Source organism: Hungatella hominis, from assembly GCF_014288005.1.
Lineage (GTDB): Bacteria > Bacillota > Clostridia > Lachnospirales > Lachnospiraceae > Hungatella > Hungatella effluvii.
Window position 1 is genome coordinate 84,335 of sequence record NZ_JACOPB010000019.1, and the last position, 25,528, is coordinate 109,862.

At 48.4% G+C, this 25,528-nt stretch carries 25 protein-coding genes and 1 pseudogene; 16 read left to right on the forward strand and 10 right to left on the reverse strand.

Going from position 1 to position 25,528, the window contains the following annotated elements; genetic code table 11:
• The first annotated feature begins 1 nt into the window (after position 1).
• Positions 2–853 carry a YitT family protein gene (locus H8S75_RS26810; protein ID WP_002602798.1) on the forward strand — a complete coding sequence of 284 codons (852 nt, stop codon included), beginning with the start codon at positions 2–4 and terminating at the stop codon, positions 851–853.
• A gap of 119 nt (positions 854–972) precedes the next feature.
• On the opposite strand, the gene H8S75_RS26815 is transcribed toward H8S75_RS26810, so the two are convergent.
• The 3 genes from H8S75_RS26815 to H8S75_RS26825 form a co-directional block, all read right to left on the reverse strand.
• A complete protein-coding gene (locus tag H8S75_RS26815; RefSeq protein ID WP_187024145.1) occupies positions 973–2,010 on the reverse strand; it encodes a hypothetical protein in 1,038 nt (345 codons plus the stop codon).
• A gap of 41 nt (positions 2,011–2,051) precedes the next feature.
• On the reverse strand, positions 2,052–3,257 hold the full coding sequence (locus H8S75_RS26820) for an ROK family transcriptional regulator (protein ID WP_187024146.1): 1,206 nt from the start codon (positions 3,255–3,257) through the stop codon (positions 2,052–2,054).
• A 109-nt stretch (positions 3,258–3,366) separates the two neighbouring features.
• Complete coding sequence (locus tag H8S75_RS26825; RefSeq protein ID WP_187024147.1) at positions 3,367–5,283, reverse strand: DUF4838 domain-containing protein; 1,917 nt, start codon at positions 5,281–5,283, stop codon at positions 3,367–3,369.
• A 247-nt stretch (positions 5,284–5,530) separates the two neighbouring features.
• On the opposite strand from H8S75_RS26825, the gene H8S75_RS26830 reads away from it, so the two are divergent.
• The 6 genes from H8S75_RS26830 to rsmH all read left to right on the forward strand — a co-directional run bounded on the left by H8S75_RS26830 (position 5,531) and on the right by rsmH (position 12,470).
• Positions 5,531–6,478 carry a carbohydrate ABC transporter permease gene (locus H8S75_RS26830; protein WP_187024148.1) on the forward strand — a complete coding sequence of 316 codons (948 nt, stop codon included), beginning with the start codon at positions 5,531–5,533 and terminating at the stop codon, positions 6,476–6,478.
• A 9-nt stretch (positions 6,479–6,487) separates the two neighbouring features.
• Complete coding sequence (locus H8S75_RS26835; protein ID WP_187024149.1) at positions 6,488–7,330, forward strand: carbohydrate ABC transporter permease; 843 nt, start codon at positions 6,488–6,490, stop codon at positions 7,328–7,330.
• Positions 7,331–7,357: 27 nt separating this feature from the next.
• Positions 7,358–8,872 carry an ABC transporter substrate-binding protein gene (locus H8S75_RS26840; protein WP_187024150.1) on the forward strand — a complete coding sequence of 505 codons (1,515 nt, stop codon included), beginning with the start codon at positions 7,358–7,360 and terminating at the stop codon, positions 8,870–8,872.
• Between the two features lie 97 nt (positions 8,873–8,969).
• On the forward strand, positions 8,970–9,968 hold the full coding sequence (locus H8S75_RS26845) for an SPL family radical SAM protein (protein ID WP_187024151.1): 999 nt from the start codon (positions 8,970–8,972) through the stop codon (positions 9,966–9,968).
• A gap of 267 nt (positions 9,969–10,235) precedes the next feature.
• Positions 10,236–11,366: a hypothetical protein gene (locus H8S75_RS26850; protein ID WP_187024152.1), complete on the forward strand. Its 1,131-nt coding sequence runs from the start codon at positions 10,236–10,238 to the stop codon at positions 11,364–11,366.
• A 54-nt stretch (positions 11,367–11,420) separates the two neighbouring features.
• Complete coding sequence (gene rsmH / locus H8S75_RS26855; RefSeq protein ID WP_002602807.1) at positions 11,421–12,470, forward strand: 16S rRNA (cytosine(1402)-N(4))-methyltransferase RsmH; 1,050 nt, start codon at positions 11,421–11,423, stop codon at positions 12,468–12,470.
• A 66-nt stretch (positions 12,471–12,536) separates the two neighbouring features.
• Here the strand turns inward: rsmH and H8S75_RS26860 are convergent, their stop codons facing one another.
• Genes H8S75_RS26860 through H8S75_RS26880 form a run of 5 tightly spaced genes read right to left on the reverse strand, consistent with a single transcriptional unit; the run spans position 12,537 to position 18,572 of the window.
• On the reverse strand, positions 12,537–13,988 hold the full coding sequence (locus H8S75_RS26860; protein WP_187024153.1) for a glycoside hydrolase family 1 protein: 1,452 nt from the start codon (positions 13,986–13,988) through the stop codon (positions 12,537–12,539).
• Positions 13,985–15,256: a PTS sugar transporter subunit IIC gene (locus H8S75_RS26865; RefSeq protein WP_187024154.1), complete on the reverse strand. Its 1,272-nt coding sequence runs from the start codon at positions 15,254–15,256 to the stop codon at positions 13,985–13,987. Before H8S75_RS26865 ends, H8S75_RS26860 begins: the two co-directional genes overlap by 4 nt.
• Before the next feature lie 16 nt (positions 15,257–15,272).
• Positions 15,273–15,575 (reverse strand): PTS sugar transporter subunit IIB, encoded by a 303-nt coding sequence (locus H8S75_RS26870; RefSeq protein ID WP_187024155.1) that lies wholly within the window; start codon positions 15,573–15,575, stop codon positions 15,273–15,275.
• A 15-nt stretch (positions 15,576–15,590) separates the two neighbouring features.
• Positions 15,591–15,908, reverse strand: a complete 318-nt coding sequence (locus H8S75_RS26875) for a PTS sugar transporter subunit IIA (protein WP_117623667.1) — start codon at positions 15,906–15,908, stop codon at positions 15,591–15,593.
• Between the two features lie 6 nt (positions 15,909–15,914).
• Entirely contained in the window at positions 15,915–18,572 is a 2,658-nt protein-coding gene (locus H8S75_RS26880) for a PRD domain-containing protein (protein ID WP_187024156.1), read from the reverse strand.
• Positions 18,573–18,962: 390 nt separating this feature from the next.
• Between H8S75_RS26880 and H8S75_RS26885 the strand changes: the two genes are divergently transcribed.
• The 9 genes and pseudogenes from H8S75_RS26885 to H8S75_RS32865 form a co-directional block, all read left to right on the forward strand.
• Positions 18,963–19,160, forward strand: a complete 198-nt coding sequence (locus tag H8S75_RS26885; protein WP_187024157.1) for a hypothetical protein — start codon at positions 18,963–18,965, stop codon at positions 19,158–19,160.
• Between the two features lie 238 nt (positions 19,161–19,398).
• Positions 19,399–19,983, forward strand: coding sequence for a sce7726 family protein (locus H8S75_RS26890; protein ID WP_187024158.1), 585 nt, complete (start codon positions 19,399–19,401; stop codon positions 19,981–19,983).
• Positions 19,984–19,993: 10 nt separating this feature from the next.
• A complete protein-coding gene (locus tag H8S75_RS26895) occupies positions 19,994–20,257 on the forward strand; it encodes a DUF3781 domain-containing protein (RefSeq protein ID WP_187024159.1) in 264 nt (87 codons plus the stop codon).
• Positions 20,258–20,688: 431 nt separating this feature from the next.
• Entirely contained in the window at positions 20,689–20,955 is a 267-nt protein-coding gene (locus tag H8S75_RS26900) for a hypothetical protein (protein WP_187024160.1), read from the forward strand.
• The gene (locus H8S75_RS26905; protein ID WP_187024161.1) at positions 20,928–21,425 is read left to right on the forward strand and encodes a MarR family winged helix-turn-helix transcriptional regulator; all 498 of its coding nucleotides are present in this window, start codon (positions 20,928–20,930) and stop codon (positions 21,423–21,425) included. Before H8S75_RS26900 ends, H8S75_RS26905 begins: the two co-directional genes overlap by 28 nt.
• Before the next feature lie 138 nt (positions 21,426–21,563).
• Entirely contained in the window at positions 21,564–21,782 is a 219-nt protein-coding gene (locus H8S75_RS26910; RefSeq protein ID WP_187024162.1) for a protein pyrBI, read from the forward strand.
• Between the two features lie 65 nt (positions 21,783–21,847).
• Positions 21,848–22,360 (forward strand): CarD family transcriptional regulator, encoded by a 513-nt coding sequence (locus H8S75_RS26915; protein ID WP_002602812.1) that lies wholly within the window; start codon positions 21,848–21,850, stop codon positions 22,358–22,360.
• 45 nt (positions 22,361–22,405) lie between these two features.
• Complete coding sequence (locus tag H8S75_RS26920; protein WP_187024163.1) at positions 22,406–22,573, forward strand: hypothetical protein; 168 nt, start codon at positions 22,406–22,408, stop codon at positions 22,571–22,573.
• A 75-nt stretch (positions 22,574–22,648) separates the two neighbouring features.
• Positions 22,649–22,888, forward strand: a pseudogene (locus tag H8S75_RS32865) (sigma-70 factor domain-containing protein); the annotation flags it as partial.
• Between the two features lie 270 nt (positions 22,889–23,158).
• On the opposite strand, the gene H8S75_RS26930 reads toward H8S75_RS32865, so the two are convergent.
• On the reverse strand, positions 23,159–23,782 hold the full coding sequence (locus H8S75_RS26930) for a cytidylate kinase-like family protein (RefSeq protein WP_187024164.1): 624 nt from the start codon (positions 23,780–23,782) through the stop codon (positions 23,159–23,161).
• Positions 23,775–25,157, reverse strand: a complete 1,383-nt coding sequence (locus H8S75_RS26935; RefSeq protein ID WP_187024165.1) for an MATE family efflux transporter — start codon at positions 25,155–25,157, stop codon at positions 23,775–23,777. Before H8S75_RS26935 ends, H8S75_RS26930 begins: the two co-directional genes overlap by 8 nt.
• Positions 25,158–25,528 lie beyond the last annotated feature (371 nt).

The window sequence follows — 25,528 nt, forward strand, 5'->3', positions numbered from 1 at the left end:
AATGAGTAAGAAAATAGGAAAGATACTTGGAATTGTGGTGGGAAATGGGATTTTTGCGCTGGGGCTCTCGGCGTTTTCCATGCCCAATCATTTCCTGGTGGGAGGCGCCACGGGAATTGCCAGAAGCGTGCAGCATTTTGCACATCTGGACGTATCGGTGACGGTGGCAGCCCTCAATGTGGTCATGTTTTTGCTGGGATTCTACATTCTGGGAAAGCGGTTTGCGCTGACCACTATTGTCAGCACACTTGTATTTCCCGTGTTTCTGAATCAGTTTTTGAAGATCGAGGCATTCAGCCATCTGACGAATGACCGCCTACTGGCGGCCCTGTTCGGCGGTATGCTGACCGGACTGGGACTGGGGATCGTCATGCGTCTGGGCGGTTCCACCGGAGGTATGGATATTCCTCCGCTGATTCTCAACAAGAAGTTCCGGATTCCGGTGGCGGTGTCCATGTACTTCTTTGACATTTTCATTTTGCTGTCTCAGATGATATTTTCCAATACGGAAGAGATTCTTTACGGCATCATGTCTGTACTGCTGACCTCCATCGTATTAAACCAGGTGCTGGTATTCGGCGCGGGCGATGTGCAGGTGCTGATCATCAGCCGGGAGTATGAACGGATTAATGAGATTATCCAGAAGGATTTGGACCGGGGGTCCACCTTCCTGCCAATCCAGACTGGATTCGAGAAGCTGGACCAGAAGGCAGTTCTCTGTGTGCTCCCGAACCGGGAAATGAGCCACTTGAACCACTGTGTGCAGGAGATCGATCCGAAGGCATTTATCATTATCAACGGCGTGCGCGAGGTGAGAGGGCGGGGATTTACGCTGGATAAGCATCTGGTGTGATATTGCAGTGAGAACAGAGAGAGCAGAAGCAAAACGCATAAATCAAACAGAAAACCGGGAGTTTAAGACGTTATCTTAAACTCCCGGCTTTCTGCCTTCTGTTTTCAATCTCTGTCATTCTACAGCCACCGGTTCCGAGATTCATAATCCGTATTTACTCCCGTCCCTGCCTCCTCGAAGAGAAGACGGTTTGCGAAGTGATACGTTACAGTGCCTTCGCCAAGATACGTCCCATCCTTCCGGCAGAGGTTAAAATAAGCCGGAATGGGAAGGTCCCTTGCTTTCATGGAAGGGCTGAAGAGCATGACCTCATAAACCATTTTTCCGGATATCATGTTTTCCAGAATGTCTGAGGCGTTTGGGATCAGGTGAAATGGTACATCTCCCTCGGGAAGCATCATAACGGCCCTGTAATACTCGTGTTTGTCCGGTGTGAAATCTGCGTTTGTAAAAGTAAACTCTGCCTGAAAGAGACCGGCCCTCTGGTCCAACGGCCGCATGGTGACTCCATTTGTCTCGTAATCCCCGGCAAACAGCCGAAATTCGGTGCCGGGATTCTTAAGGCACTCCGGTGTGTTCTCATCGGTCTCAATAAAGACCTCGGTAACGTCTTCCCTCATATGAATAGTGACTTCCAGAACGTCAGAGGGAGAAAAGTCCTTCTGGTTTAGAAGCTGTATCTTCATTCTGCTGTGGTAGAAGGAGGGGGTGCCCCGGCCTTCCAGAAATATATAAGTCCCCTTCTGAGCTGCCCCAACGCTCTCCGCTTCTCCATTTCCCAGGTTCGTTTCATTTTCTGATACTCCGTACTCTTTTTCGGATTCGGCCTCCTTAAGTGAGACCTTAGCCAGATAGACCTTCGGCCGTCGAAACAGGAAAAACGTTCCGTAAAGGACGACAAATACGATGCTAATAAAATCAATACCGGATCTGCGTAGACTGTTTCTGACCGCAATGTACAAAAACATCAGGAACGTGATGATATAAAAGGCATATGCCTGCAGCAGAGGAACCTCGCTTCGCCGGGTACGGTACCGGTTATAGAGCAAAATGACCGGGCGGTACGGCTTGCTGCAGTGTTCGCAGGTTCCGCGGGTTAAATGAGGACTCTCTATTTCCTGCCCACACCAGGGACAAGGCTCAGATTTTATCAGCATGGCGCCTCCTTATAGATAAAACGCAAGGGAAAGGTCCACATTTATTCCCCCATAGCCGGCCGGATGAAGAACCGCAGAATGGCCAGCGCGCTGGCGCCCACGGCCCCGTCCACGGCCGCATACGGCAGGATTTCCACGTTCCCTGCGTAGGTGCGATCCACGAAGATCAGCTGGCGTTCGATGTAATCCATCAGTTCGTTCTGAATGTCCTGGTTGTCAAAGAGTTGGCCATGCAGAAAAATCTTACCAGGGTTGGTGATGATGGCGATATTGGAAATGGTGATGCCAAGGTATTTTAACGCCTCCGCGATATACATTCCGATTACAGGATCACCCATGGAATAGGCGGTGGTGATTGTCTCGATGGTGATCAGGGAATCGTCGGGGACGAGGCTTCTCAATATGGTGTTCGGCGTGTTTTTGTACAGCAGTCTTGCGTTGCGGATCAGGTGGTTTTCGCTGGCGTACGTCTGGAGACAGCCGTATTTGCCGCACTCACAGCGGCGGCCGCCCTCGCTGACGATGGTATGGCCGATCTCGCCGGCCACGTAGTTCTCGCCGAGGAACATCTCACCATCCACGACGTTGGCGCAGAACATTCCCATGCCCACATGGAAAAAGGCGAAGCTGTCAGGGCTCTCCTGCGGGGAAAAAAGATATTCGCCAAGAGCCATGCAGCGTGCGTTGTTTTCATAGACAATGGGAAGCGGAAGTTCCTTCTCAATCCGTTTCGGGTCGAAATTCTGCCATGTCTTCCGGTTGGTCACGAGACTGGAGGCGCTCCCGTTCATATGGCCCGGAACCGCGGCTCCGATTCCAACGATTTCGTCCCAGGAAATACCGGACTCTGCGACCAGGCCCTTGACACCATCGATAATGGCGTCTGTGATCCGGCTGGCCAGCTCCTCGTTAAACGGTTCCGCGTGCTGAAAACGGATTCGGCCTTTTAAGTCCGTGATACAGATGACCAGGGCCTTCTGGGTAAACTCCAGACCGATACTGTAAGCCCTGTCGGGTATGATATCGATCAGAACCCGCTTGCGGCCCGAGGAGCCCTCGTCCGTGGAGGCTTCTCCCAGCTCCCTTACAAATCCTTCCGAAATCAGTGTGGTAACGTTCATGGTTACCGTTGCGGGTGTGATTTCGGTCTCTTCTGCGATATCGGTTCGGGCAATGGGCGCGTTCCGGTAAATACACTCCAATATCCGGCTCCGGTTGGAGGCTTTCTTCTTTTTTCCCTTATACATGGCTGCAGCAACCTCATTCTTCCATCGTTATAATATTACCAGAGCATGTGGAAAGCTAGTACAGCATTCACCAGAACTTATGCAATGCTGTACTAGTTTCAAACAAGCTCTAAAGTGTGCTGACGAGCGGTTCTTCCAGCCGGAAACCGGTGTATTTGGTGGAAACTTCGGTGACACGGTAAACATCGAGGCAATCCTGGAATTCCGTTTCCCGTTCGCAGACCATATTCTGGAACTGCCGCCAGCATTCCTGTGCCTCCGATTCGTTTCCCTCGGCCAGCTTCATCAGCGCTTTCCCTAATCGTAAACTATATTCTCGGTGGTAGTCAAGATATTTCCAAAATAAATTTTGCACGGCCGTGCGGCCCTTTGCACTGTCTGTCCCGGACACGGGACTACAATCCACGTATTTGATCAATTCCCTCATGGCTGCCGCCTCTTTCGGATCCTTTCGGTTTTCTTTTCCGTTGAAGTAGTCGCAGCTGCACAGGGAAGACAGTTTTGTTAAATAGGAAAGAACCCGTTCCCAGCCCGGCCCGTAGGCGGCGCTGAAGTACTCTTCCTTCAGCTCTTCAAACGTCACATCCTCATCAAAGAGCATACGGCCCATGACGTAGCCTGGAAATGCGTTAGGGAGACATTCCCGAAGCTCCTGGCAGCTGATATAACCGTCCATGCCCATCTGTTTCAGTTTCCGGATGTCCTGACCGATGATTTCGGCGATGTGGATATAGCCGAAATCACCGTAGTGTGCCCGGCCCAGCGGATAATCGTATACGAAGCTTTCCCCGTGGAAATAGTTCTGCCACGATCTCAAGAACACCATATTCTCATCGAGTCCCACTGGAAGGGTGATCCGGTTCCGCTCATAGGCCGGAATGGGACCGTAGCTGTCCCTCAGCTGGTAGGATTGCTCGAAGGTGCGGCTGATAGGGGCAAACATCAGGAGAAAACGGTCCGGATTGCGGAAGGCTTCCTCTGCTGGCGGCCACAGAAGCTCCTGATAGAGCAGAAAGACGATTTTTGTGTCGAGGTGCAGACTGGTCAGCTTCTCGTCGATCCGGTTCAGCAGCCGTATATACTGGTCTGTGGGAAGCTGGGCACGGCAGGCCTCACATTCACAGATATTGTTAAATTCATCCGCCAGCCACACGTGGAGGCAGGAAACGGCTGGATGCTGTACACAGTATTCCGCAACCCGGTCGGAAAACCTTTCGATAACGGTTTCATTGGAGTAGCAGAGGTTTGTGTTCATGGGCACTCCGTGAAATAATTCCCGCTTTCCATTCACGCAGGCGGCGAGGGAGCTGGTCTCCGGCAGCAGCGGTTCGGTAATGGCTTTCCAGTCTGCACAGGGGAAGCCGAGCACATCTCCGGTCCAGCCGTGGCCCGCCTGATGGAGCAGAAGACCACGCGTTTGAAGCGCCTCCTCGATCTTTTCCGTGAAGGAGGCGGCAGTCTCTCTCGTAAATTCCTCCGGTTTTAAGAGCGGGTTCATCTCGTGGTGATACCAGCGGGCCATAAAGGTATAGGGAAGCTGAAACTGTAGAAAGAAGCTGTTGTATCCCATTTTCGGCAGCCAGTCGATGAAGTCCAGAATATTCTCCAGTGAGTTGGCTCCCTCGATACAGACGCCCCGGTGGCGCAGCGCGGCTTTCTTCCGGCAGCAGGCGGAGAGCTGTTCTTTCTTATATAAGGAAGGTATGTATTCATGCTTCTGACCGGGAGCGGGAAAACGGCAGCCAAGGAGCCATAAGTATTTGTAGACGCCGAGAAGGACACTGCGGTCATTGCTTCCCGAGATGATTCCTCCGGATGAGTTGACGTCAATGGAGTAAGCGTCCTCGCTGTTTTTCGGGTTTCCCAGCGATTCGAGCCGCAGCGTGACGTCAGCCGGTCTGCAATTCTGATTATTAAGTATAATTATTGAATCCGCAACTATTTCCGCCAGGCACCGGGACAGCTCCTGTGCTGCAAAGGCGACAGGCGAACCGGAATGTGAGGAATATAAAATGTTGATCGTCATGGAAATCCTCCTGTAATGTATCTGGTTAATTAATTATATTTTATAACTATTATATCAAAAAGAAAGAATAAAAATATATGTGTAAAATGCACAATAATATTTCTTGAAAAGTGATATAATAAACAAAAACACTTTATTTTTTGATTTTATATTGCACGACATGCGGAAAAGTGTTATATTATAACCAACAAAAGCAATGCCAAATTAATTATAAAATATAATTAAAGGAAGAAAGAGAGGGCTTTCCATGAAAGGACAGTTTTCAGCCGCTTCGCCGGCCAGAACAGTGGACCGCAGAAAGAAGCAGAGAAGGCGCATAAACATGTGGTGCTGGATTTTTATGATTCCCACACTGATACTATACATATTGTTTCAGGGGTATCCGATACTCTCCAGTATTTTTTATTCGACTCTGGACTGGTCGGGAATGACATCAAGCGCCCTGTTCATCGGACTGGACAACTTTAAAGAGCTGTTACAGGACAAATACTTTTTTAATGCGGTGGCTAACAGCTTCAAGTACATGCTCATGGCCGTTCCGCTGCAGCTGGTGATTTCTCTGGCCCTGGCCTATATCTTTAACAGTATATTAAAGAAGGGCGCCACATTTTTCAGAACTGTGTTCTTCCTGCCAGTCATTACAACGGCTTCCATTGTGGGAATTATTATGATGTTCATCTTCGGCGGAACCGGCTCCATTAACCAGTTTCTGTCTCTCTTCGGAGTGAGGGGATTAAACTGGCTGGGCAATGCCAATACGGCGCTGATTGTGGTAGTGCTCATCGGTGTCTGGAAGGATTCCGGAACCTTTATGATCTACTGGCTGGCGGCGCTGCAGAGCGTATCCCAGGACGTATATGAGGCGGCGACCATCGACGGTGCGAACAAGTGGCAGACATTTCTCCATGTGGTATTTCCCCTGATCATTCCGATCGGCGGCGTGATTACCGTACTCTGTATCATCAGCTCCTTAAAGGTATTCGACCTGATTCAGACCATGACCAATGGCGGACCGTTTTACTCCACTGATGTGGCGGCTACCTTTGTATACCGGACGGCCTATGCCAGCAGCAGCGGAATGCCCCGGCTGGGTTACGCCAGTGCCGCAGCCATGACCTTTGGAATTATTGTCGTGGTGATCGGAACGGTGGGCAATGTGGTGAAGACGGCGTTTCAGAAGAAAAACGCGATATAGGAGGGGCATATGGAAAAAACATCGATTTTAAACAAGGTGGGGAAGATGGTCCTCTACGCAGTCCTGGCGGTGGCTTCATTTCTGTGGGTCTACCCATTTCTCTGGATGATTTCGGCTTCCTTCAAGACGCAGAATGAATTTTTCGCCAGCGGGCTGAATCTGATTCCCCAGTCCTTAAACCTGGACAATTTTATCCGCGCATGGAATAACGCGAATTTCGGCATATACTTTAAAAACTCCATCATCGTAACGGTATCGGTTGTGGTGATCGTACTTTTAAGCACCTCCCTGGCCGGATACGTCATGGGCCGTTACTCCTTTGTGGGAAAGGGCTTAATCATGAAGATATTCATGGCCAGCATCACCATCCCCCTGGTATTTACCGTGATCCCGATCTACGAGCTGTTAAAAAATATCGGCCTTTCCCAGAGCCTGGTGGGGCTGATCCTGGCGGAGTCGGGCGGCGGCCACGTCATCTTCCTGATGCTGTTTTCCAGCTTCTACGCCTCAATACCGAATGAGATGGAAGAGGCGGCCACCATTGACGGCGCAAATTTCGTTCAAACCTATGGAAGCGTCATGTTTCCGCTGGCCAAACCCATCATGGTAACCGTGGTGATCATGCAGTTTATCTGGACATGGAACTCCTTTTTACTGCCACTTATCATTACGCTTAACAATCCGTCCCTGCGTACGCTCGCTGTGGGACTCTACGCCTTACGAGGCGAAAATGTCGTTGACTGGACCGGCATCGCTGCCGGCGCCAGCATTGCAATCGTACCGGTTATCTGCGTGTTCATCGCACTGCAGAAGTATTTTGTAGATGGTATCGCCGGAGCTGTAAAGAGTTAAGAAAATCAAATAAAGGAGGATATATTTATGAGAAAAGTGAAGAGAGCCCTTGCGGCGGTGCTGGCGGTGCTTATGGCCGGATCCTTAAGCGCCTGCGGAGTCAAGGTGCAGACAAAGGATGACGCGAATACGACGGCAGCCGTGACAGAGGCAAAGGAAGAGTCTGAAGCCGTGGATACGCCGACAGACGAAAAGGTGACATTAAAGATCATCGACTGGAGTGACAGTACGAAAGAGCGCAGGGAGGCTTTCCACAAGAAATTTATGGAGGAGAACCCCAACGTCACGATCGAGTACACGGTTCTGACTGCGGATCAGTTCAAGGAGACCGTTATTTCCGCCATCAAGGCGGGGAACGCACCTGATTTATTCCCGCTTCCCTCTGGCATGAAGCTGAGCGCGGCCCTGAAGGAAAACTGGTTTATGCCAATGAACGATTACGTATCCGATGATTTCCTGAATACGTTCGCGGATGGCGCTCTGAATGAAGGAATAACGACCATTGACGGCAAGACGTATGTGCTTCCGGAATCGGCAAATATCATCAATACCCTTGTATTTTACAATAAGAATGTGTTAAAAGAGGCAGGCATCGATGAGAGCCAGCTCCCGAAGACTCGCAGCGAGTTTATCGACGTGTGCAGGAAGATAAGCGACGCTGGAAAGGGCAAGTATTTTGGAATCATCGACAGCGGCGCACAGGCGAACCGTCTGGAGCTGGCGCTTCGCTCCCTGGCCAGCTTAGATGGCGGCAAGTGCAGCGACATTTCCCAGATGATTCTGGTGGATGGGCAGAATACGCTGAATTCCGAGGCAATGCAGAGTGCCTTTGATTTCTATGATACACTGGTGAAAGAGGGATGCTTCCATCCGGATACCGTTTCCATCAAAGCACCGGAGGCCCGCGCACTGTTTGCACAGAATCAGGCGGCGTTTATCATTCAGGGCGCATGGTGTATCTCCACATGGCGCAAGGATAACCCGGATCTGGATTTCGGTGTCATGGCGCTTCCGGCACCGGACGATGGAATGAAGGGCAAGCTTCCTTATATCGGAGCGCAGCCGTGGATGGGAATTTCCGCAAATTGCAAGCATCCGGATGTGGCGGCCAAGTATTTAACCGCGCTCTATTCTGAGGATTATCAGGCGGGCCTCGTGGAAGACGGTGGATTTGTATCGGTAATCGACGCGGCCAACAAGGCTCATATGACTGACGACGTTATGCTTCAGTATTACAATTTAAACAACGAGGAAGCGGCGCTGGCACCAGATCCGATCGTGGGAAATCCGGCCACAGCTGACGTTTATGCAGAAGTTTCCGCGATCACTCCGGGACTCGGGGAAATCGCCCAGGGTATTCTGGCGCAGAACATCGATTATAAGACGGAGTTAAAGACACTTTCTGACAAGACACAGGAAGAGTGGCTGAGAGCCATCGATGCCGCTAAGGCGAAGGGCGCCGATGTGTCCGCCGATGACTTTGAATTCAAAAACTGGAATCCGATGGAGAATTATACGGCCGATCTTTATAAGAGCAGATAGAGGCCGGATGCCATAAAAAAAGAATAATTTTTTGCCATTGCTGCATACTGTTAGAAAACGTTCCGGTGGGAAGTGAGCCGGAGGAAACGGAGACGGTATGCAGCATTTTAATGAAGTTTATTATGAGCCGGAGATCTTGAATTACCAGTTGGGAAAGGAGTTAAAGGAACAGTTTAAAGAACTGCCGTGGATTCCCATAGAAAGCCACAACCGAATTCCCGAGATGCAGGAGAAGTCCAATAAGGAATTTGGGCGGATGAAGCGGAACCTGATTATTGGAATCAGGAAGACGCATAAGTATGTGGAGAACCATAAGGTATCCGACTATCTGGTTCCCTATACCTCTTCCGGATGCAGCGCCATGTGCCTGTACTGCTACCTGGTCTGCAATTACAATAAGTGCTCGTATCTGCGGCTTTTTGTCAACCGGGAGCAGATGATGGACCGGCTGATCAAGGTGTCCTTCAGCAGCGATACTGAGAAAACCTTCGAGATCGGCAGCAACAGCGACCTTGTGCTGGAAAATACCATTACGGGGAATCTGGAGTGGACGATCACACAGTTTGCTGAAAGAGGACGCGGCCATATTACATTTCCGACGAAATTTCACATGGTGGACCCGCTGCTGAACCTGGATCACAGGGGAAAGGTGATTTTCCGCATGAGTGTGAATCCGCAGCCCATCATCAGCAGAATCGAGCTGGGGACATCATCTCTGATGCAGCGGATCGACGCGGTAAACCGGATGTGTGACGCCGGTTATCCCTGTGGCCTGCTGATCGCCCCGGTCATCATCATGGAAGGCTGGAAAGAGGAGTACCGGACGCTGCTTGAGACGCTGAGAGACCGCCTCTCGCCCAAAATGAAGCAGGAGATGTTTCTGGAGGTTATCCTGATGACATACAGCTTTGTGCATCGGGCGATCAACGGAGAGGCATTTCCGGCTGCGCCGGAGCTCTACGACAAGGAACTCATGACGGGACGCGGCCGGGGAAAGTACTGCTACCGTCCGGAGGTGAGGGCTGATGCGGAGAAATTCCTGCGGGAGGAGATAAAGAGAACGCTGGGCGATGCGGAGATTTTATATATTGCGTAAAATGAAACGTGTGAAATGGCGGAGGCGTGCTGGCCTCCGCTGTTTTTGTGCTGAGAAAGTTTCACTGCTGAGGCAACCGCAGACCGGACGGCAGGACGGACAAAGGGGCCGTGAACTGTAACGCGTTCCGGTACGGAGACAGGGGAAATTTCACAACAGGATTGCTGACATGGTTTGGCTGTGTTATACTACATGGGATAAAAGAAAGCCCGTTTTGGCGGGGGATCGAATGACAGGATGCAGGACTGGAAGGGAATTTTGATAAGGATGAAACGAAAAAATAAGATAAAATACGTGATTATGGCAGGTGCAGTGTCGGCAGTGGTTCTGTCGGCCTGCTCCCATGGCCAAACGGCAGATATCACTGCAGCGGAGCAGTCGGCCGCAGAGGAAACGCAGACCACGGAGCCGTTGACGGTCTCTGCGTCTGAGGCCGCTGCTGCCGGTGGAGAAGCGGAAGAGGGCGGAGAACATACGCTGGATGGCAGCCGGATTATTGCCGGACAGAGCTTTGATGTCACCTGGAAGAACTGGGGAGATGTCCGTTTCGTTTCCTATGCGCCGCCTGCCGGTCGTGTTCATGATGATGCCGCGTTCTATTTGACGAAAAATGATGAGATATTATATGAATTTCCTCAGGCATGGGATGAGGGCTGTGTACCGTGGACCTTCGAATCGGTGGATATGGTATCCTTTCGTGATATTGACGGTAATGGAAATGAAGATGTAATCGCTATTCTTTCGTATATAACGGGAGCGGGTCCGCAGGCGGCGGTTCCATTTCCCACTACGCGAATCTTTATGGGCGACGGAACGAAATTTGTGATTGACACCGAACTGTCCGAAGCGGTCGATGAGGCACACGCCAACGAGAATATCAGCACGATCATGGATTTTATAAAAAACCGGACATCACCCGTCAAGGGGGAAGGGGCCGATAAAACGGCGGAAGCCGGAACCGGCGCAAAAACGGACTCCGCCAGTCCGGAGAGCGGAGCCGGTGAGGACAAGATGTATGAGATAACCGGGATTCGGGAAAAGGACGCGAGGGCCTTTCTAAAGAAATTTGTAGGCCATGTAAAGGCGGGAGAGAAGGCGGAAGCCTCCCGGATGATCGCATTTCCGAGGAAAGTGATTCTGCCGGACCAGGAAGTGACGGTAGAGAGTCCGGAGGCATTTTTAACGTATTACGATGAGATTTTCACGGAAGACTTTAAGGAGCGCCTCAGTCAGTTTATGGATGAGGATTCTATCTGGTGGAACTATAGGGGAGTAGCCGTGGGAAATGGCGAGATCTGGCTGAATGAAAGCGATGGCGCCCTATGGATTGTAACGTTAAACAGCGCGGAGGACCGGACGGTTCTGTATCCGGGAGAAACGGGGATTCAGGCCGGATAAGGGCGCTGGAGCGGCAGTTTTGATAAGAGAATATGAGGAGAGAGGAAGGAACAAATGGAGAATCAGGAGCAGACACATAAACGCAGGGTCCGGTATAAAGGGACTCATCCGAGAAATTATAAGGAAAAATATAAGGAGCTTCAGCCGGAGAAATACGCCGATACCGTGGCGAAGGTGGTGAGCAAGGGAAGTACGCCGGCTGGGATGCATATCTCGATCTGTGTGCAGGAAATCCTCGATTTCCTTCAGATCAAGCCGGGGCAGAAGGGGCTTGACGCCACGCTTGGCTACGGCGGCCATACCCGGGAAATGTTAAAGTGCCTGCAGTCGGAGGGCCATCTCTACGCCCTTGATATCGATCCCATCGAGCTTGTAAAGACACGGGAACGCTTACAGAGCCAGGGCTTCGGCCCTGAAATACTGACGATAATTCAGGAGAATTTTGCGAATGTCGGCCGCGTGGGGGCCGAGGTGGGACCGTTCGATTTTGTGCTGGCGGATCTTGGCGTATCTTCCATGCAGATCGACAATCCCGACCGCGGATTTTCTTATAAAACCGAAGGCCCGCTGGATCTGCGGCTGAATCCGGAGAAGGGAATCACGGCCGCGGAGCGCCTGCGTACAATCGATGAGGAAGAGCTGCGGGGTATGCTTCTGGAAAATGCGGACGAGCCATACGCGGAGGAGATTGCCAGAGCGGTCGTCCTGGAGATTAAAAAGGGCAATCCGATCGATACGACGACGCATCTCCGCCAGGTCATTGAGAAGGCTCTCTCGGCAGTACCGGAAGCAGACCGGAAGGAAGCGGTGAAAAAATCGTGTCAGAGGACATTTCAGGCGCTGCGGATCGATGTGAACAGCGAGTTTGAAGTGCTCTACTCATTCTTAGAGGCGCTTCCGGGCGTGCTGGCGCCGGGAGGCCGTGTGGCGATCCTGACCTTCCACTCCGGCGAGGACAGGCTGGTGAAGAAGTCCTTTAAACGCCTGAAGAAGGAAGGCGTTTACAGTGAGATCGCGGATGAGGTGATACGGCCGTCGGCGGAGGAGTGCTTGAGGAACGGACGGGCACGGTCGACGAAGATGAGATGGGCTGTGAAGGCGTGAGGAAGGCAGAAGGTGCCGCAGAATCTTAGAAAATAGTGATTCTGCGACACCTTTTACTTTGCCTCGCTACTGTTTGTCTGCGTGTAATGAGTTGGCACGAATAATATCTCGGTACCAGTAAAAACTGTCTTTTCGGATGCGGCGTAAATCCTTATAATCACATTCATCCCGGTTGACATAGACGAAACCATAACGTTTAGAACAGCCTTCGCCAGTACTGACAAGGTCTATAGCACTCCATGGACAGTAACCAATAAGTTGAACACCCTCTTCAATAGCTTTTCTGCAGGAAAGTAGATGTTTTTCCAGAAATTCGATTCGATAGCTATCGTGAATAGTCTGGTCGGACTCCAGCGTATCGGGAACTCCACAGCCATTTTCGGTGATAATCAGTGGGAGACGGTACCGGTCCCAAAGCATCCTTAGCACAAGGTGTAGTCCGACAGGATCAATCGCCATATGGCTTGCTGTCTGAGGCAGACTGGTATTGGGGACATTCTCCGCAATTTTGGGCTTATCGCCGGATTGAGCCATAAAAGTTACGTTTGGGTCATCAGTATTTTCAGACCGCTGTGATGCCTTATCTTTCGGATAGGCCCGTACGCATTCTGAGAAATAGTAGTTAAAGGCAATCCAGTCAGGTTTACCGTCCGCAATGGTCTTCATATCTCCGGGAAGAATATCTGGTTGCCAGTTCCGGTCGGACAAATACTTCCAGAGTGCAGAAGGATATTCGCCATTTACCAGAAGATCGAGATACAGGGTATTGCGGAATTCACTGTAGTTCATAGCGGCCAGCGAATCTTCCGGAAGGTTGGAAGCCGGATAGATGGCTGTAATATTAGGGGCGGGTCCAATCAAACCACCCAGTTTCATCTCATGATAAATGGCCATAGCCCTGGCTTGGGCAATACACATGTGATGATTGATATTCATAACGGTTTTCCGTTCTTTTATCTTTTCTCCGTAGAAGAGACTGGCAACAGAAGACTGTCCGTAGACGATCATCATATTCTGTTCATTTATAGTCAGCCAATATTTTACCTTTTTTCCATACCGCTCAAACAGAATACGGCAGTAATGGACGTAATCGTCTATGGAACGGCGGGATATCCAGCCGCCATACTGCTCAATCAAAGAGACAGGATAATCGAAATGATAGATGGTAACAATGGGTTCGATGTGATGTTCTAAAAGCTCATCGAACAGATTATCATAAAATTCCAGTCCTTTTTTATTGGGAACAAGATCGTTGCCGTGTGGAAGGATGCGGGTCCAGGAGATAGAACAGCGGTATGCCCGGAATCCCATCTCAGCCATGAGGGCAACATCTTCCATATAATGATGGTAATGATCACTTGCTACCTTGTAATCAGTAACCCCTTGTGGAGTTTTACGCATATCTGCGGTAGATAATCCTTTCCCATCCTCATTCCATGCGCCCTCGAACTGGTGTGCACTTGTAGAAGCACCCCACAGGAAGTTATTTGGGAAGCCTGTTAATTGATTCTGTTTCATAATTGTTCCTCCGAGTAAGCAACTGCATCCATCTTTTTAAAGAACGGATAATAGCTGATAATAGAAAGCGGTATCAGGATAAGAAGCTGAAACGCCGCAACACGCCAGCCGCCGGCCAGAAAACCAGAGATGCCAAATGGAATTCCAAACATAAATATTCCATTCAGCCGTGGCAGTATTCCAATAATTGTAAGTAAATAGGCAAGAGTTCCGCTAATGAGTGGATTTAAGATAAATGGTATCGCCAGCATTGGATTTAACACGATGGGGGTACCGAAAATGATGGGCTCATTTACACCGCAGATTCCGGCTGGAAGCGCCAGTTTTCCTAAGGTACGGTATCGCTTGCTTTTCGCTTTCAGCATAAGAAGATTTAGCCCGATGGTATTGCCTGTTCCGGAAAACTGAAAGAACAGCATGCCAAATGCATAGCCTAGGATATAGGGAAGCTGGTCTCCGGCATTGTAAGCGGCTAAATTGGCATAATCCATGGACAGCCATAGCGGTACTGCAACTGAATACATGACAAGTCCTCCGTGAATTCCAAACATCCATAAAATATTGGTAATGAGTTTTAACAGCAGGAATACAAGCAGGGTGTTTCCAAGATTGGACAGGGGAGCCTGAAGAATCTGATAAACAAATGCGTGAACATTTTCAAAGGGCGTAAAGCGAAAGATAACCCGTACTGCAATTGAGATAATGATAATGATGATCATGGGAACAAGTCCCATAAATGCTTTGATTGTGGTCGGAGGTACTCCGGCGGGAAGTGTTATTGTAATGTTTTTGTCAATCAAGAAAATATACAGTTTTGTCATAATCAGGGACATGATAAAGGCAACAAAGAGTCCGCCTGCGCCAGTCCACTGAAAAGTCAGGGCCAGCGTGCCGCTGTCACCGATCATTGTGAGCGGCGTAATGATGAAAAAACTGGTCAGCGATATAAAACCGGCTGTTAAGCCGTCTTTTCCAAAGGAGTCGGCAAGTTTGTAAGAGATGGAAAAGACTGCATAGACCGCAATCATTCCTGTCGTAAGCTGACAGGGAAGGTTAACAATTTCTTTTAATCCGGTATCGCTCAGAAAATTGACAAATGGTTCATACTGCAGGTTATTTACAATGGCAAATAGCGCACCAACCATAAGTATTGGAAAGATGGCGATCAGACCATCGGATACCGCATTAATGTATTTATTGCGTTTAAGCCGGTTCGTAAGCTTCATAAGTGTATTTTGCATAGCCTCAATCTTATTATTAATCCCCATTATAGTATCCCCCTTTTTATAATAAGCGTAATGCTTTGGAAAGTACTGCACCGCCGTCCATCATGCCATAATCCATCATGTCAATTACGGCGACCTTCATCCCTGCTGGTCGGTATCGCGTTTCCATGTCTTCTCTCAGATAACCCACTTGCGGACCTAACAGCAGGATATCGGTATGTCTGCTGCAGTTCTCGAACTTTCCCTCCGGCATGGCCTCGATCTGCACATCCAGATGGTGGGAGGCTGCATAGGCCTTCATTTTCTCCATCAGCATGCTGGTTGATAGGCCTGCAGCACAGATCAGTGTAATATATGTCATAAATACATCCCCCTTTTACATTAATTTACGACAGAGATCTACGATTTCCATAGCCAGATCCTTTACTGTCATGGCATTCATAAGATGGTCCTGGGCATGAATCATTAAGAGGCTGATTTGGGCAGGAGTATTACCATTTAATTCCCCCTGTATCAATTCAGTTTGATAATTATGTGCCGTGTTTAGCGACTCACTGCATTTTTGAAGATACTGGTCTGCTTCGGCAAAATGCCCTTCTTTGGCAGCTCGTATGGCCTGAATGGCCATACTTCTGGCATTCCCCCCATTTACTACCAGCTCCATAACAATATGTTCTATTGAAGTTTCACTCATTGTTCCTTATCCTTTCCGGGACCGCTTAATAATGGAAATAACATTAGCGTTTTCCGTATCACTAAATGTGATTCCAAAGGTCCGCTCAATGTCCTGCATACTTTCTTTCACAGCCTGATATAATTCTGGATTTCGTTCGATGATCTCCGGGGCATATATATTTACAGGCAGCTCCCTCCCCTCTGTCAAATGCTGGATACAGCAGAATATATGTACCAGAAGTCCTATTTTAATATCTTTAGTCATATCGTTGACAGAGGCTGTTTCCATATGGCTGATTGCCTTAAGAAGCTTAGGCTTCAGCCGGTTGATATCTATCTGTGTGGACTGTTCCTTCAAATGATCAAAAATTACATCGTAATCATTCGTAGTCAGACTACCTTCAGGAGGGAAAGCTGACTCCGGAGTGAGATTTAAGCGTGCCGGGAGATCGGATTCACTGCATTCAAGGACTTCTGAAATAGGAATATAGGAAATTCCTACGATCTGCGGATCATAGCTGCTTATAATGCATAAGATCCGGCAGTGACGGCGAAGTTCATCAATCTCTAATAGCAGTTCCTTTTTTCTGCTGATTGCCAGTGGAATAATCTCGGGACAGCTGGTTTTAAGTGTTTTTTCCAGGTATGTTTTTACTAAAATGGCACCGCCTTCCCCGCTCATGCAAAGAGTGATTATAACATCGCCGCCTTTTTTTCGATTTTTCCTGTCTGCATGGTAATTTTGTATGGCCCAGGAAGCTGTTTCCTCCATATCAGAATTCAAGAGTAACTTCCTGCTTATGTCCAGTGCCAGAGCTGTGATTGGAATTTCGATACCTTGGACTGGAATTCCGGTTTCCTGCTCAAGCATGTCCAACAGTTGCGAAACGGAACCCATATCGTACAGGGCGAAAACTCCCTTTCCCTGGTTGATTTTCAGGATAAGACTTCGCAGCCCCTCATAGGTTACGTTCAATGCCTGTTCGAGTGGAATATCGTAAGCCCAGACCTGAGTTCCGCTTAATGAACTGACCACTTCAGAAAGAGAAGCGGCACCATGTGATCCATGCATAATGATGAGAAGGACTGGTTTGGGTGTATCAGGAAGTTCACCTCCTTTACATAAAAACATGGTGAGAAAAACGGCTTCATCTACAGGAAGGGAAAGATTAAATTCCTGTTCCAGTCTGGCGATAAAGTTGGTACAGTAAGCATATTCCCGTTTGTGAGATTCGGCGGTTTCCAGGATCTGGCTGCCGTTTAACTTTCGGGAACGGTTTGAATGCTTGATAGCAGAATCCAGATGAAGGCACAGTCCATAGAAGAGTGACTGTGAATAAATCCGGTCAAATTTCTGCACTGCCCCGTTTATAAATTCCGTTACAAGTTCAATTAAATGAGGGTTTGTCATTAGGGCGAGCTGCTCACGGTTTATGATATGGCTGCCTAGTCCCCTGCTGTATTCCTGAAATTCATGTTCAATATCGATACTGATTAATGTGTTGATTTCGACTGCCTCAAGACCGCGGTTCTTAAGTTCTCCAGTCCGTTTATCGATCCATTCATAGATATTAGCGGGTTTCGGGGTAGAACGCTGGTATCGGGTTTTTATTTCTTCATTCGGTGTAAATAAATAAGTGTAACCATCACGTATCGTTTTTTTCAAATCTTCCCGCTTTCCTTTTAGTTCAAGGTAACCAGATCTGACATAAAACGGAAAATCCGACAGAAGGAGCTCTAACTGCGTATTTTTCCTTTGGTAGTCTCTGGCGTAAGCGGTGGCACAGCCAAGCTTCATATCATTCTTAAGCTGACTGATGTTTTGACGGCACTGATAGAGAAGCAGACAGGTCATAATTTCGGAAGAGATACTTAGAGTTCGTCCGCACCGCACGGCCTCATTTGTGAAAAATCTGCATATCAGTCCAAAACGTTCCTGTAACGGTCGTATTTCAAGGGGTGTTAATTGAATTTTGACAGGAAAGGATATTGAACACATTTCAATAAGTGAATGATTTCCTTCTTCTCCGATGGAGCAGATTAAAATGATGTCGTGTTTCATTATATTTTTTGATAAGTCCATGATACGTATCCTGGTGTCTGCATCCAGATATTCCAATCTGTCAATAAAGAGGATTCCGCCATTCGCCCGCTGCAGACAGGATAGTGCGTCTTCCTCCTTGGAAGATGAGATGCCGAAAAGCTCTAAGCCGGCTTTTTGCTGTTTTTCGGCGTACAGAGAGCAATTGAATGTGATAAACGGAGGATTTTGCTCCGTGACATTACTCTCCTGGGCAAAGCGTGATATCAGCTTTGCAAATTCCCGCTTTCCAGAACCTTCCGGGCCGGTTATCAGTACCGGAAGACTGTAACCGGGATACAGTATAGCTGCTTTAGCCAGTTGTACTGCGCCTTTTAGACTTCCTGCATTTCCGATCAGTTCTGAAAAGCATGATTTCTCCGTACCTGCGGCTGAGACCGAAGGAATCCGGTATAGAACGGGGCGTCCATCTGTTTTATCGATCGCTCCTTCTTTAACCAGTTCGTTTAAAATGCTGCTTACATTGCTGCGCTGCATTTCAAGCCTTCTGGCCAGATATTGAGTGCTAACCCCTTCTAATGGCTTTCCGGAATCAGTTGATTGTTTAATAAAGTCATAGACTGTTTCTTTTTTTGATTTCATTCTGCCACCTCCAATTGAATTATACACTCGATACTGTGATTACACTATAATGAAAACAAAATGCTTTGTCAAATACAGGAAATACAAGAAAATCTCTGCAAAATATACACTTGTATTAGTGTATAACTGTATAAAACTATGACAGAAGTAAAGTCTGAAAAGTTTTAGAAAAAAACTATACACTGTGCATTTCGATAAAAATAAATGAGAAAAATAATACAATAGATCAAAAAAATTCCTATAAATTCATACACTTAGTTTATAGGAATTTTATTATTTGTAATCGGGTGTCTAAGAATAAAGGAAGGGTACGTAGACAGATTTAATTAGGAGACGATTGTTTATAGTTTTTCTTCCAATGGTTTTATCCTATGATAATAGGTGTGTCAGATGGACAATACAACAAAGACCAGTGCACATAAATTAGTTGACATAAAAATGGGACATGTCGGAAAGGAAATCTATGTAGACACAGTATATCTGCTGCCATTTGCCATTATCCCGGTCGGATATCCGAAATTGAAGAAGAAACAGGGAGACAGGTATGATGAGAGCCGCAGCCATTGGGTAGAGCAGCGGATTTATTGAATATACAGAAATGTTTGGTGCAGGGGTATCAGGGGATAGTCCTGCGCTTTTATTTTGTAACGGTTCACAGCCCATGGATTACGTCTGCCGCCCGGCCCGCTCTGCCGGAGGAGGTGATTCGTGGGCTGCGAACCGTTATGCATTTTTCAGGAAAAAGAGGGGAGAAGCCGACTGTTCTTGACAGGGAAAGAGCCAGAACCTATAATTTCTGTAGGACAAAACGACGAGGTTATGGGATATGGAAAGAATGGATGCACTGCTGTACGACTGCGATATCAGGGAGCCCCTGTTTGACTACCTGGAAGAGCGGTTCGGGAAAGCAAGGATGTTTGAGGAGAAAATCATCGGAAAATCGAGGGCTGACGTCTTGATGGTGACGGAGGGCAGAATCACGGGGCTGGAGATTAAGAGTGATGCGGATACGTACGAGCGTCTGAAGAGGCAGATCCGTGACTACGACAAATACTGTGACGAGAATTACGTCGTGATCGGCAGATCGCACGCAAAACACGTAGAAGAGCATATTCCTGCCTATTGGGGAGTGCTGGTCGTGTCTGTGAACGGCAGAGAGATCGTGATTGAGGAAATGCGTCCGGCGCAGCAGAATCCTAAAATGAAGCGGGAATTGCAGCTTGCCATTCTTTGGCGGGCGGAGCTCCAGAACATTATCGAACAGAATCATTTGCCTCATTACAGGCAGAGGAGCAAACGGTTTGTGAGGGAAAAGCTGTTGGAGAAGCTGGAGTGGAACCGGCTGAAGCTGGAGGTCTGTGAGGAATTATTTGAACGGGATTATACGCTTCTGGAGGACGTGGAGGAATGAATGAGGGAAGATGGATTGTGTTAATAGAAATGAACTGCTTGTGAACATAGATAAACTGCATACCACAGATTTGGGGGTGGTGCGGATTAAGAAGAATCTGACATTGGATACGGATGATGTGGTGGCGTGGTGCAGAGCGGTGATTGAAAACGTAAACACTGGTATAACCAGAAAGGGAAAGAACTGGTATGCGGAGAATGAAGCCTGTATCATAACAGTCAATGCGTTCAGCTATACGATTATTACAGCTCATAAGCGCAGGAAAATGTTGTAATCTACACGATATTGGTTTGGGGCATTTATAGGGGAAATGGGGATGAAAACTGGAAACTCGGAGGAATAAACAGTTAGTCCTGATTTGATGTTGTGTTATAAACAAGGATATCAGATTTTTTTTGAGAATCTGAAGCAGTCATGGTGGAAGAGGCGGCAGCGATGCCTTGAGGACAGCGAATTTCGATGATTGTATGAAAGTCAGATGATACTTATCGTCAATTGCATGTATGTGATTGGCGGTATTTTTTTGCGGCAAAGAAGATTTATTTAAATAAATGTATTCTAAAAAAATAAATTACAAGGTACCTTGACAAATGGACGGCGGAGGTGTAAGATGAGATTACAAGGTACCTAGCTAATTGAAACATACCTAACAAATTAAAACGTAACGAACGAATAAACAAACAAAACAGGAGGATTTCTATATGGATGAAAATAAAACAACATGCCCATGCTGTCCAAATCAATGCGAGGCCGGAGCACTGCAGTGCGGAAAAGGGAGGGCGTACTTCCGTAATGAAGACAATGGCGGAAGCGAGCGAAGCAATCGAAACGAGAGTGAGCATAACCACCACCAGGGTGAGGGGCGGCAGAATCATGGCGGCAGGAGAGAACTGGGGGAACACAGAAGAGGCAGATCCATGGAAGCCCATGGAAGGAACTGTAAAATGGGAGTGCGCCGTCACGGCTTTGTAATAGAAGAAAAGCTTCAGGGCCAGCTGCGCGCCTGCGGCCACTTCCTTCATTATAATATGGGGCAGAAAGTGGGGCAGGCCAGAATCTTATCTGTGCTTTTAGAGCGTGGAACCATTACCCAGCGGGAGCTTCAGGATATTCTGGAGGTGCGGTCCGGATCACTGAGCGAGATTTTAAATAAAGTGGAAGACGACGGATTCATTGAGAGGAGCCAGAGTGAGAATGACCGGCGGCAGATGGAGGTAAAACTGACGGAAGCGGGAACGGAGGCTGCCTCCAGACTGGAAGAGGAACGCGTAGATATGACGTCCGGACTGTTTTCCTGTTTGAGCAGTGAGGAGAAGAAGACACTGGCGGAACTGCTGGATAAGCTGTTGGACGGCTGGGAAGGCCCGGAGCGTGAACGAGGCTGCAGAGGCAGGGGACACGGTCGGCGGATGCATGGCCGGGAAGCTGGCCAGCCACTGTAAAACCATAGTAAATCTGCACAATATACAGGCGATTGTGAATGGATAGTTTTTAACAAACTTTTCCCGGACAGTAAAAAAACGCTGACAATTTATTTCCCAAAATGTTAAAATAAACCTATAGGAAAGGGAGGTTTTAACATGAGACGAATTGTAAGCGCATGTTTACTGCAGACCATGAGATTTGATACGACGAAGGAGGCTGATCCGGAACAGGATTTTACCATCTTTTGCAAAAAGCTGGAAAAGAGCAGTGTCAAATATGTCATTGAAGAGAAGACAAAGGAAGCGGACGGCTCCCTGGTGGTGAAGATCAGGAAGCAGTATAACTCCTGCAGTACGGACGGATATCTGCAGTAACAAACGTTGATGCTTTGGAATCAATGAGATTCCAAAGCATCTATTTTAATTTCAGGAGGGAAACTATGTTTTCGGTAAATGATCATGTTGTATTTGGAAATCATGGAATCTGTGTGATAAAAGCGATCGGTCCTCTGGATCTCAGCATTGCGGAACGGGGACGGCTTTATTACACGCTGGAACCGCTCTATGCACAGAAAAATACCATTTATACGCCGGTGGATAACGAAAAAAGCTCCCTGCGCAGAGCGATTACAAGGGAAGATGCGCTGGAACTGATTGACAGGATTCCACAGGTGGAAACTGTTTGGGTCCTGGATGAAAAACGGCGTGAGGAAAAATACAAGGAAATCATGAAGCAGAATGACTGTATGGGCTGGATGCAGATTATCAAGACCCTGTATTTAAAGAAGCAGAAACGTTTGGCAGAGGGACGGAAGAATACAGCGCGCGACGACTTATATCTCAAACTGGCGGAAGACTTTTTATACGGCGAATTTGCCGCGGCTCTCGGAGTGGAAAAAGATCAGGTGGAAGAGCTGATCGGCCGGAGAGTAAGGGAAATGGAATCCGCTTAAAGACCAGGTACGACTGTATCAGAGAAGAGAGGAGGCGGCCGTAAATTGGATAGTCCTGAAAAACATGAAGCAGTAAATGCGGAGAAACACACAGAACATCCGGAAGAATGCACAGTAGAACACACAGCAGAACTCAGGGAAATACTCACGGAAGAACAGGCAGAGTCGTCATACGACTGCTTTGCAGATGCTCTGGCAGACAGCCGGCTGTAAGAGGCGGAATCTTTCGATTTCGAAGACGAAGGATCGGAGCTGCCTGCGTTTAGCGAGGAAGACGAATATCTCCATGAGGACTCCGTCCATATCTATTTGAAAGAAATAGGAGGCGTGCGGCTTCTGAGCCCGGAGGAGGAGACGGAACTCGCCCTGAAGGTAGAGCAGGGAGACGACGACGCGAGAGACCGCATGGTGCGCGCCAATCTCCGTCTGGTGGTCAGCGTTGCCAGGCGATATGTGGAGGGTAGCGGTATGTCCTTCCTGGACCTGATTCAGGAAGGGAACATTGGCCTGGTGAAGGCGGTGGAGAAAGCCCTGGGCCATTTAAGCAAGCGGGAGCAGGAGATTTTAAAGCTGCGTTTTGGTTTTGTGGATGGGCGGATCTGGACGCTGGAAAAATGCGGGAAGTGTCCTGGCTCTCGGCTGCGGAAGCCGTGAGGAGATAAAGGAAAGCGAATATTTAAGCCAGGCAGAAGTGCTTGGAAGGTCAGTTTAACCGAAGAAGAAGCCGCTGTATCAGCAGATAAAAATACTGATACAGCGGCTTCTTCTGTTCTGTGCCGGTTGCAGTGCTCCGGTGTATTACCCTTTTGCGTCCTCCTGGCGGAGATTCGTGAGCCCGGTAATGAGCTCCACACACCGGTCCAGGCCCAGCTTTCCGCTGTCCAGGGAGATGGCGTAATTTTTTGCCATGCCCCATACCTGCCCGGTGTAGTATTTGTAATAGACTTCTCTCTTCTTATCCTTTTCCTCCAGGCGTTTCGCAGGACTTTTTTCCGTTTCCCCGTAAAGGCGGACAATGCGTTCGGCCCGTGTTTCGGCTTCGGCGTGAACGAAGACATTGAGGCAGTCTGTCCGTTCCTTTAAAATATAGTCTGCACACCTTCCAACGATGACGCAGGGGCCTTTTTCCGCCAGGTCCAGAATGACATTTCTCTGGATTACCCAAAGGAAATCGTCGGCCGACATCCCGTTCATGGCTCCATTCATTCCTCTGGCGGCGAAGGCGTATCCGAAGATGCTTTTCGAGGGAGCATCCTCGCCCTGTTTTTCGATATAGGATTCATCAAAGCCCGTTTCCACGGCCACTTTTTTGACCAGATCCTTGTCGTAGTAGGGGACTCCCAGTTTATCAGCTGTCATTTTTCCTATGGTACGTCCGCCGCTGCCGAATTCACGGCTGATGGTGATGATTCGATTATCCATGTGTTCTGACCTCCATTTGCTTTAAACATTTATATTCGTGAGAGACAAGAATAATTGTAAGAATCAGAGAAAGCACATCGGCAATGGGGGCCGCCCACAGCATTCCCGTGACGCCGAAAGCCATCGAGAGCAGGATGACGCCCGGAACTAAGAAGACGATGTCCCTGGACAGGGAAAGGATAGTTGCCTTCACCGGTTTTCCAATCGACTGCAGAAAAATACTGCTGGCCTTCTGTACGCAGCAGAGCAGGATGCCTCCCAGGAAAATACGGAAGCACATATTTGCGTATTCATTATACAGACTGCTCTCGCTGCCGAACAGGCTGACAATGGCCTGCGGACAGAATTCAAAGAGCAGTGTGGCAATGATGCCGACTACCGCGGTGGCGGCAATAATATGACGATACGTATCGAAGACCCGTTTAAAATTACCGGCGCCGTAATTATATCCTGCGATAGGTTGGCCGCCGACAGCAATACCCACTGAAAATGCAATGACGATGCCGAAGACTTTCATAACGATTCCAACAACGGAAAGAGGAATATCAGCCCCGTAAATGGACTGGGAGCCCTTGATTACAATCATATTGTTGGACACACTCATGACGATGACAATGGCAATCTGTGTGATAAAGCTGGAGATGCCCAATTGGCCGATCTGCCTCAGCAGATGGCCATCCGGAAGAAAACTGGCCTTCGAGAGGCGAAAGGATTTCGGCTTCCGGAAATAAAGGATGGTGACGAAACAGGAAACAACCTGGCCGATGACTGTGGCAATGGCTGCACCCCGTACACCCATGTGAAATACGAAGATGGCGACCGGATCCAGAATCAGGTTCAGAACGGCCCCGATTACGGTGGAGAACATGGAATAAGCAGGGGAGCCGTCAGCCCGGATTGCCGCATTCATGCCGGAGGCGAAAATATAGAAGGGGATTCCCAGCAGAATGACCTCCATGTATTCTTTGGCATAGGGATAGCTGGCCTCCGTCACTCCAAACAAGCGGAGAATCTGATCCATAAACAGAAATCCGATTACGGTCAGCAGGATGCCAATGAATACTGTAGCCAGGATTCCATTGCCGATACATTTGTGGCTGGTTTTTTTGTCGCCGCTTCCCAGGGAAAGGCTTAATTTGGAGGCGCTTCCGTCCCCGATCAGCAGGGCCATAGCCAGAGCAGCTACAGTGAACGGGTAGACGACGTTAGTTGCCGCGTTTCCTAGGTAACCGACACTCTGACCGATAAAGATCTGATCCACGATGTTATAGAGGGCGCTGACCAGCATGGAAAGTACGCAGGGAACTGAAAATTTCATCAGCAGCCGGCCGATGGGTTCTGATGCAAGATAGGCATTTTGTTTTGTTTCTGTCATAGATAAACACTCCTTATAAATAAAACCTGCGCGCAATCAATTCGGAAGGTTCCCGCTTATAGATTACACGCAGATATTGCTGGATTTACATCTATTCAGATTAACGCACACGGTTGAAACGGAAATGGTAAAATTTTTCCGCCGTGAATCATTATAACTGTTTGGACGGTGCTGATGTAAGAAGAAAATTTAATTTTTAGCATTTTTGTGTAAAATGCGCATATTAAAATAGAATGCAAACGCGTAAACCGGTAGGCACGAAAACCAGAACACAGTTTTATAATAGAATTTTCTCAAACCAGACACAGTCCGGCTGAGAAGGCAGCGGTTATCTCTTTTCTTTTGATATCGGCCGCATTTTTGATGGCGGA

What these genes read in the sequence shown, in the direction of transcription:
- rsmH (WP_002602807.1), top strand. Translation starts at nt 11,421, where the DNA reads ATGGAGAATCAGGAGCAGACACATAAACGCAGGGTCCGGTATAAAGGG.
- H8S75_RS26825 (WP_187024147.1), bottom strand. Translation starts at nt 5,283, where the DNA reads ATGACGATCAACATTTTATATTCCTCACATTCCGGTTCGCCTGTCGCC.
- H8S75_RS26835 (WP_187024149.1), top strand. Translation starts at nt 6,488, where the DNA reads ATGGAAAAAACATCGATTTTAAACAAGGTGGGGAAGATGGTCCTCTAC.
- H8S75_RS26875 (WP_117623667.1), bottom strand. Translation starts at nt 15,908, where the DNA reads ATGAGTGAAACTTCAATAGAACATATTGTTATGGAGCTGGTAGTAAAT.
- H8S75_RS26870 (WP_187024155.1), bottom strand. Translation starts at nt 15,575, where the DNA reads ATGACATATATTACACTGATCTGTGCTGCAGGCCTATCAACCAGCATG.
- H8S75_RS26895 (WP_187024159.1), top strand. Translation starts at nt 19,994, where the DNA reads ATGGATTGTGTTAATAGAAATGAACTGCTTGTGAACATAGATAAACTG.
- H8S75_RS26885 (WP_187024157.1), top strand. Translation starts at nt 18,963, where the DNA reads ATGGACAATACAACAAAGACCAGTGCACATAAATTAGTTGACATAAAA.
- H8S75_RS26840 (WP_187024150.1), top strand. Translation starts at nt 7,358, where the DNA reads ATGAGAAAAGTGAAGAGAGCCCTTGCGGCGGTGCTGGCGGTGCTTATG.
- H8S75_RS26930 (WP_187024164.1), bottom strand. Translation starts at nt 23,782, where the DNA reads ATGGATAATCGAATCATCACCATCAGCCGTGAATTCGGCAGCGGCGGA.
- H8S75_RS26865 (WP_187024154.1), bottom strand. Translation starts at nt 15,256, where the DNA reads ATGGGGATTAATAATAAGATTGAGGCTATGCAAAATACACTTATGAAG.
- H8S75_RS26910 (WP_187024162.1), top strand. Translation starts at nt 21,564, where the DNA reads ATGAGACGAATTGTAAGCGCATGTTTACTGCAGACCATGAGATTTGAT.
- H8S75_RS26820 (WP_187024146.1), bottom strand. Translation starts at nt 3,257, where the DNA reads ATGTATAAGGGAAAAAAGAAGAAAGCCTCCAACCGGAGCCGGATATTG.
- H8S75_RS26935 (WP_187024165.1), bottom strand. Translation starts at nt 25,157, where the DNA reads ATGACAGAAACAAAACAAAATGCCTATCTTGCATCAGAACCCATCGGC.
- H8S75_RS26890 (WP_187024158.1), top strand. Translation starts at nt 19,399, where the DNA reads ATGGAAAGAATGGATGCACTGCTGTACGACTGCGATATCAGGGAGCCC.
- H8S75_RS26900 (WP_187024160.1), top strand. Translation starts at nt 20,689, where the DNA reads ATGAAAATAAAACAACATGCCCATGCTGTCCAAATCAATGCGAGGCCG.
- H8S75_RS26830 (WP_187024148.1), top strand. Translation starts at nt 5,531, where the DNA reads ATGAAAGGACAGTTTTCAGCCGCTTCGCCGGCCAGAACAGTGGACCGC.
- H8S75_RS26860 (WP_187024153.1), bottom strand. Translation starts at nt 13,988, where the DNA reads ATGAAACAGAATCAATTAACAGGCTTCCCAAATAACTTCCTGTGGGGT.
- H8S75_RS26815 (WP_187024145.1), bottom strand. Translation starts at nt 2,010, where the DNA reads ATGCTGATAAAATCTGAGCCTTGTCCCTGGTGTGGGCAGGAAATAGAG.
- H8S75_RS26905 (WP_187024161.1), top strand. Translation starts at nt 20,928, where the DNA reads ATGGGAGTGCGCCGTCACGGCTTTGTAATAGAAGAAAAGCTTCAGGGC.
- H8S75_RS26810 (WP_002602798.1), top strand. Translation starts at nt 2, where the DNA reads ATGAGTAAGAAAATAGGAAAGATACTTGGAATTGTGGTGGGAAATGGG.
- H8S75_RS26915 (WP_002602812.1), top strand. Translation starts at nt 21,848, where the DNA reads ATGTTTTCGGTAAATGATCATGTTGTATTTGGAAATCATGGAATCTGT.
- H8S75_RS26850 (WP_187024152.1), top strand. Translation starts at nt 10,236, where the DNA reads ATGAAACGAAAAAATAAGATAAAATACGTGATTATGGCAGGTGCAGTG.
- H8S75_RS26880 (WP_187024156.1), bottom strand. Translation starts at nt 18,572, where the DNA reads ATGAAATCAAAAAAAGAAACAGTCTATGACTTTATTAAACAATCAACT.
- H8S75_RS26845 (WP_187024151.1), top strand. Translation starts at nt 8,970, where the DNA reads ATGCAGCATTTTAATGAAGTTTATTATGAGCCGGAGATCTTGAATTAC.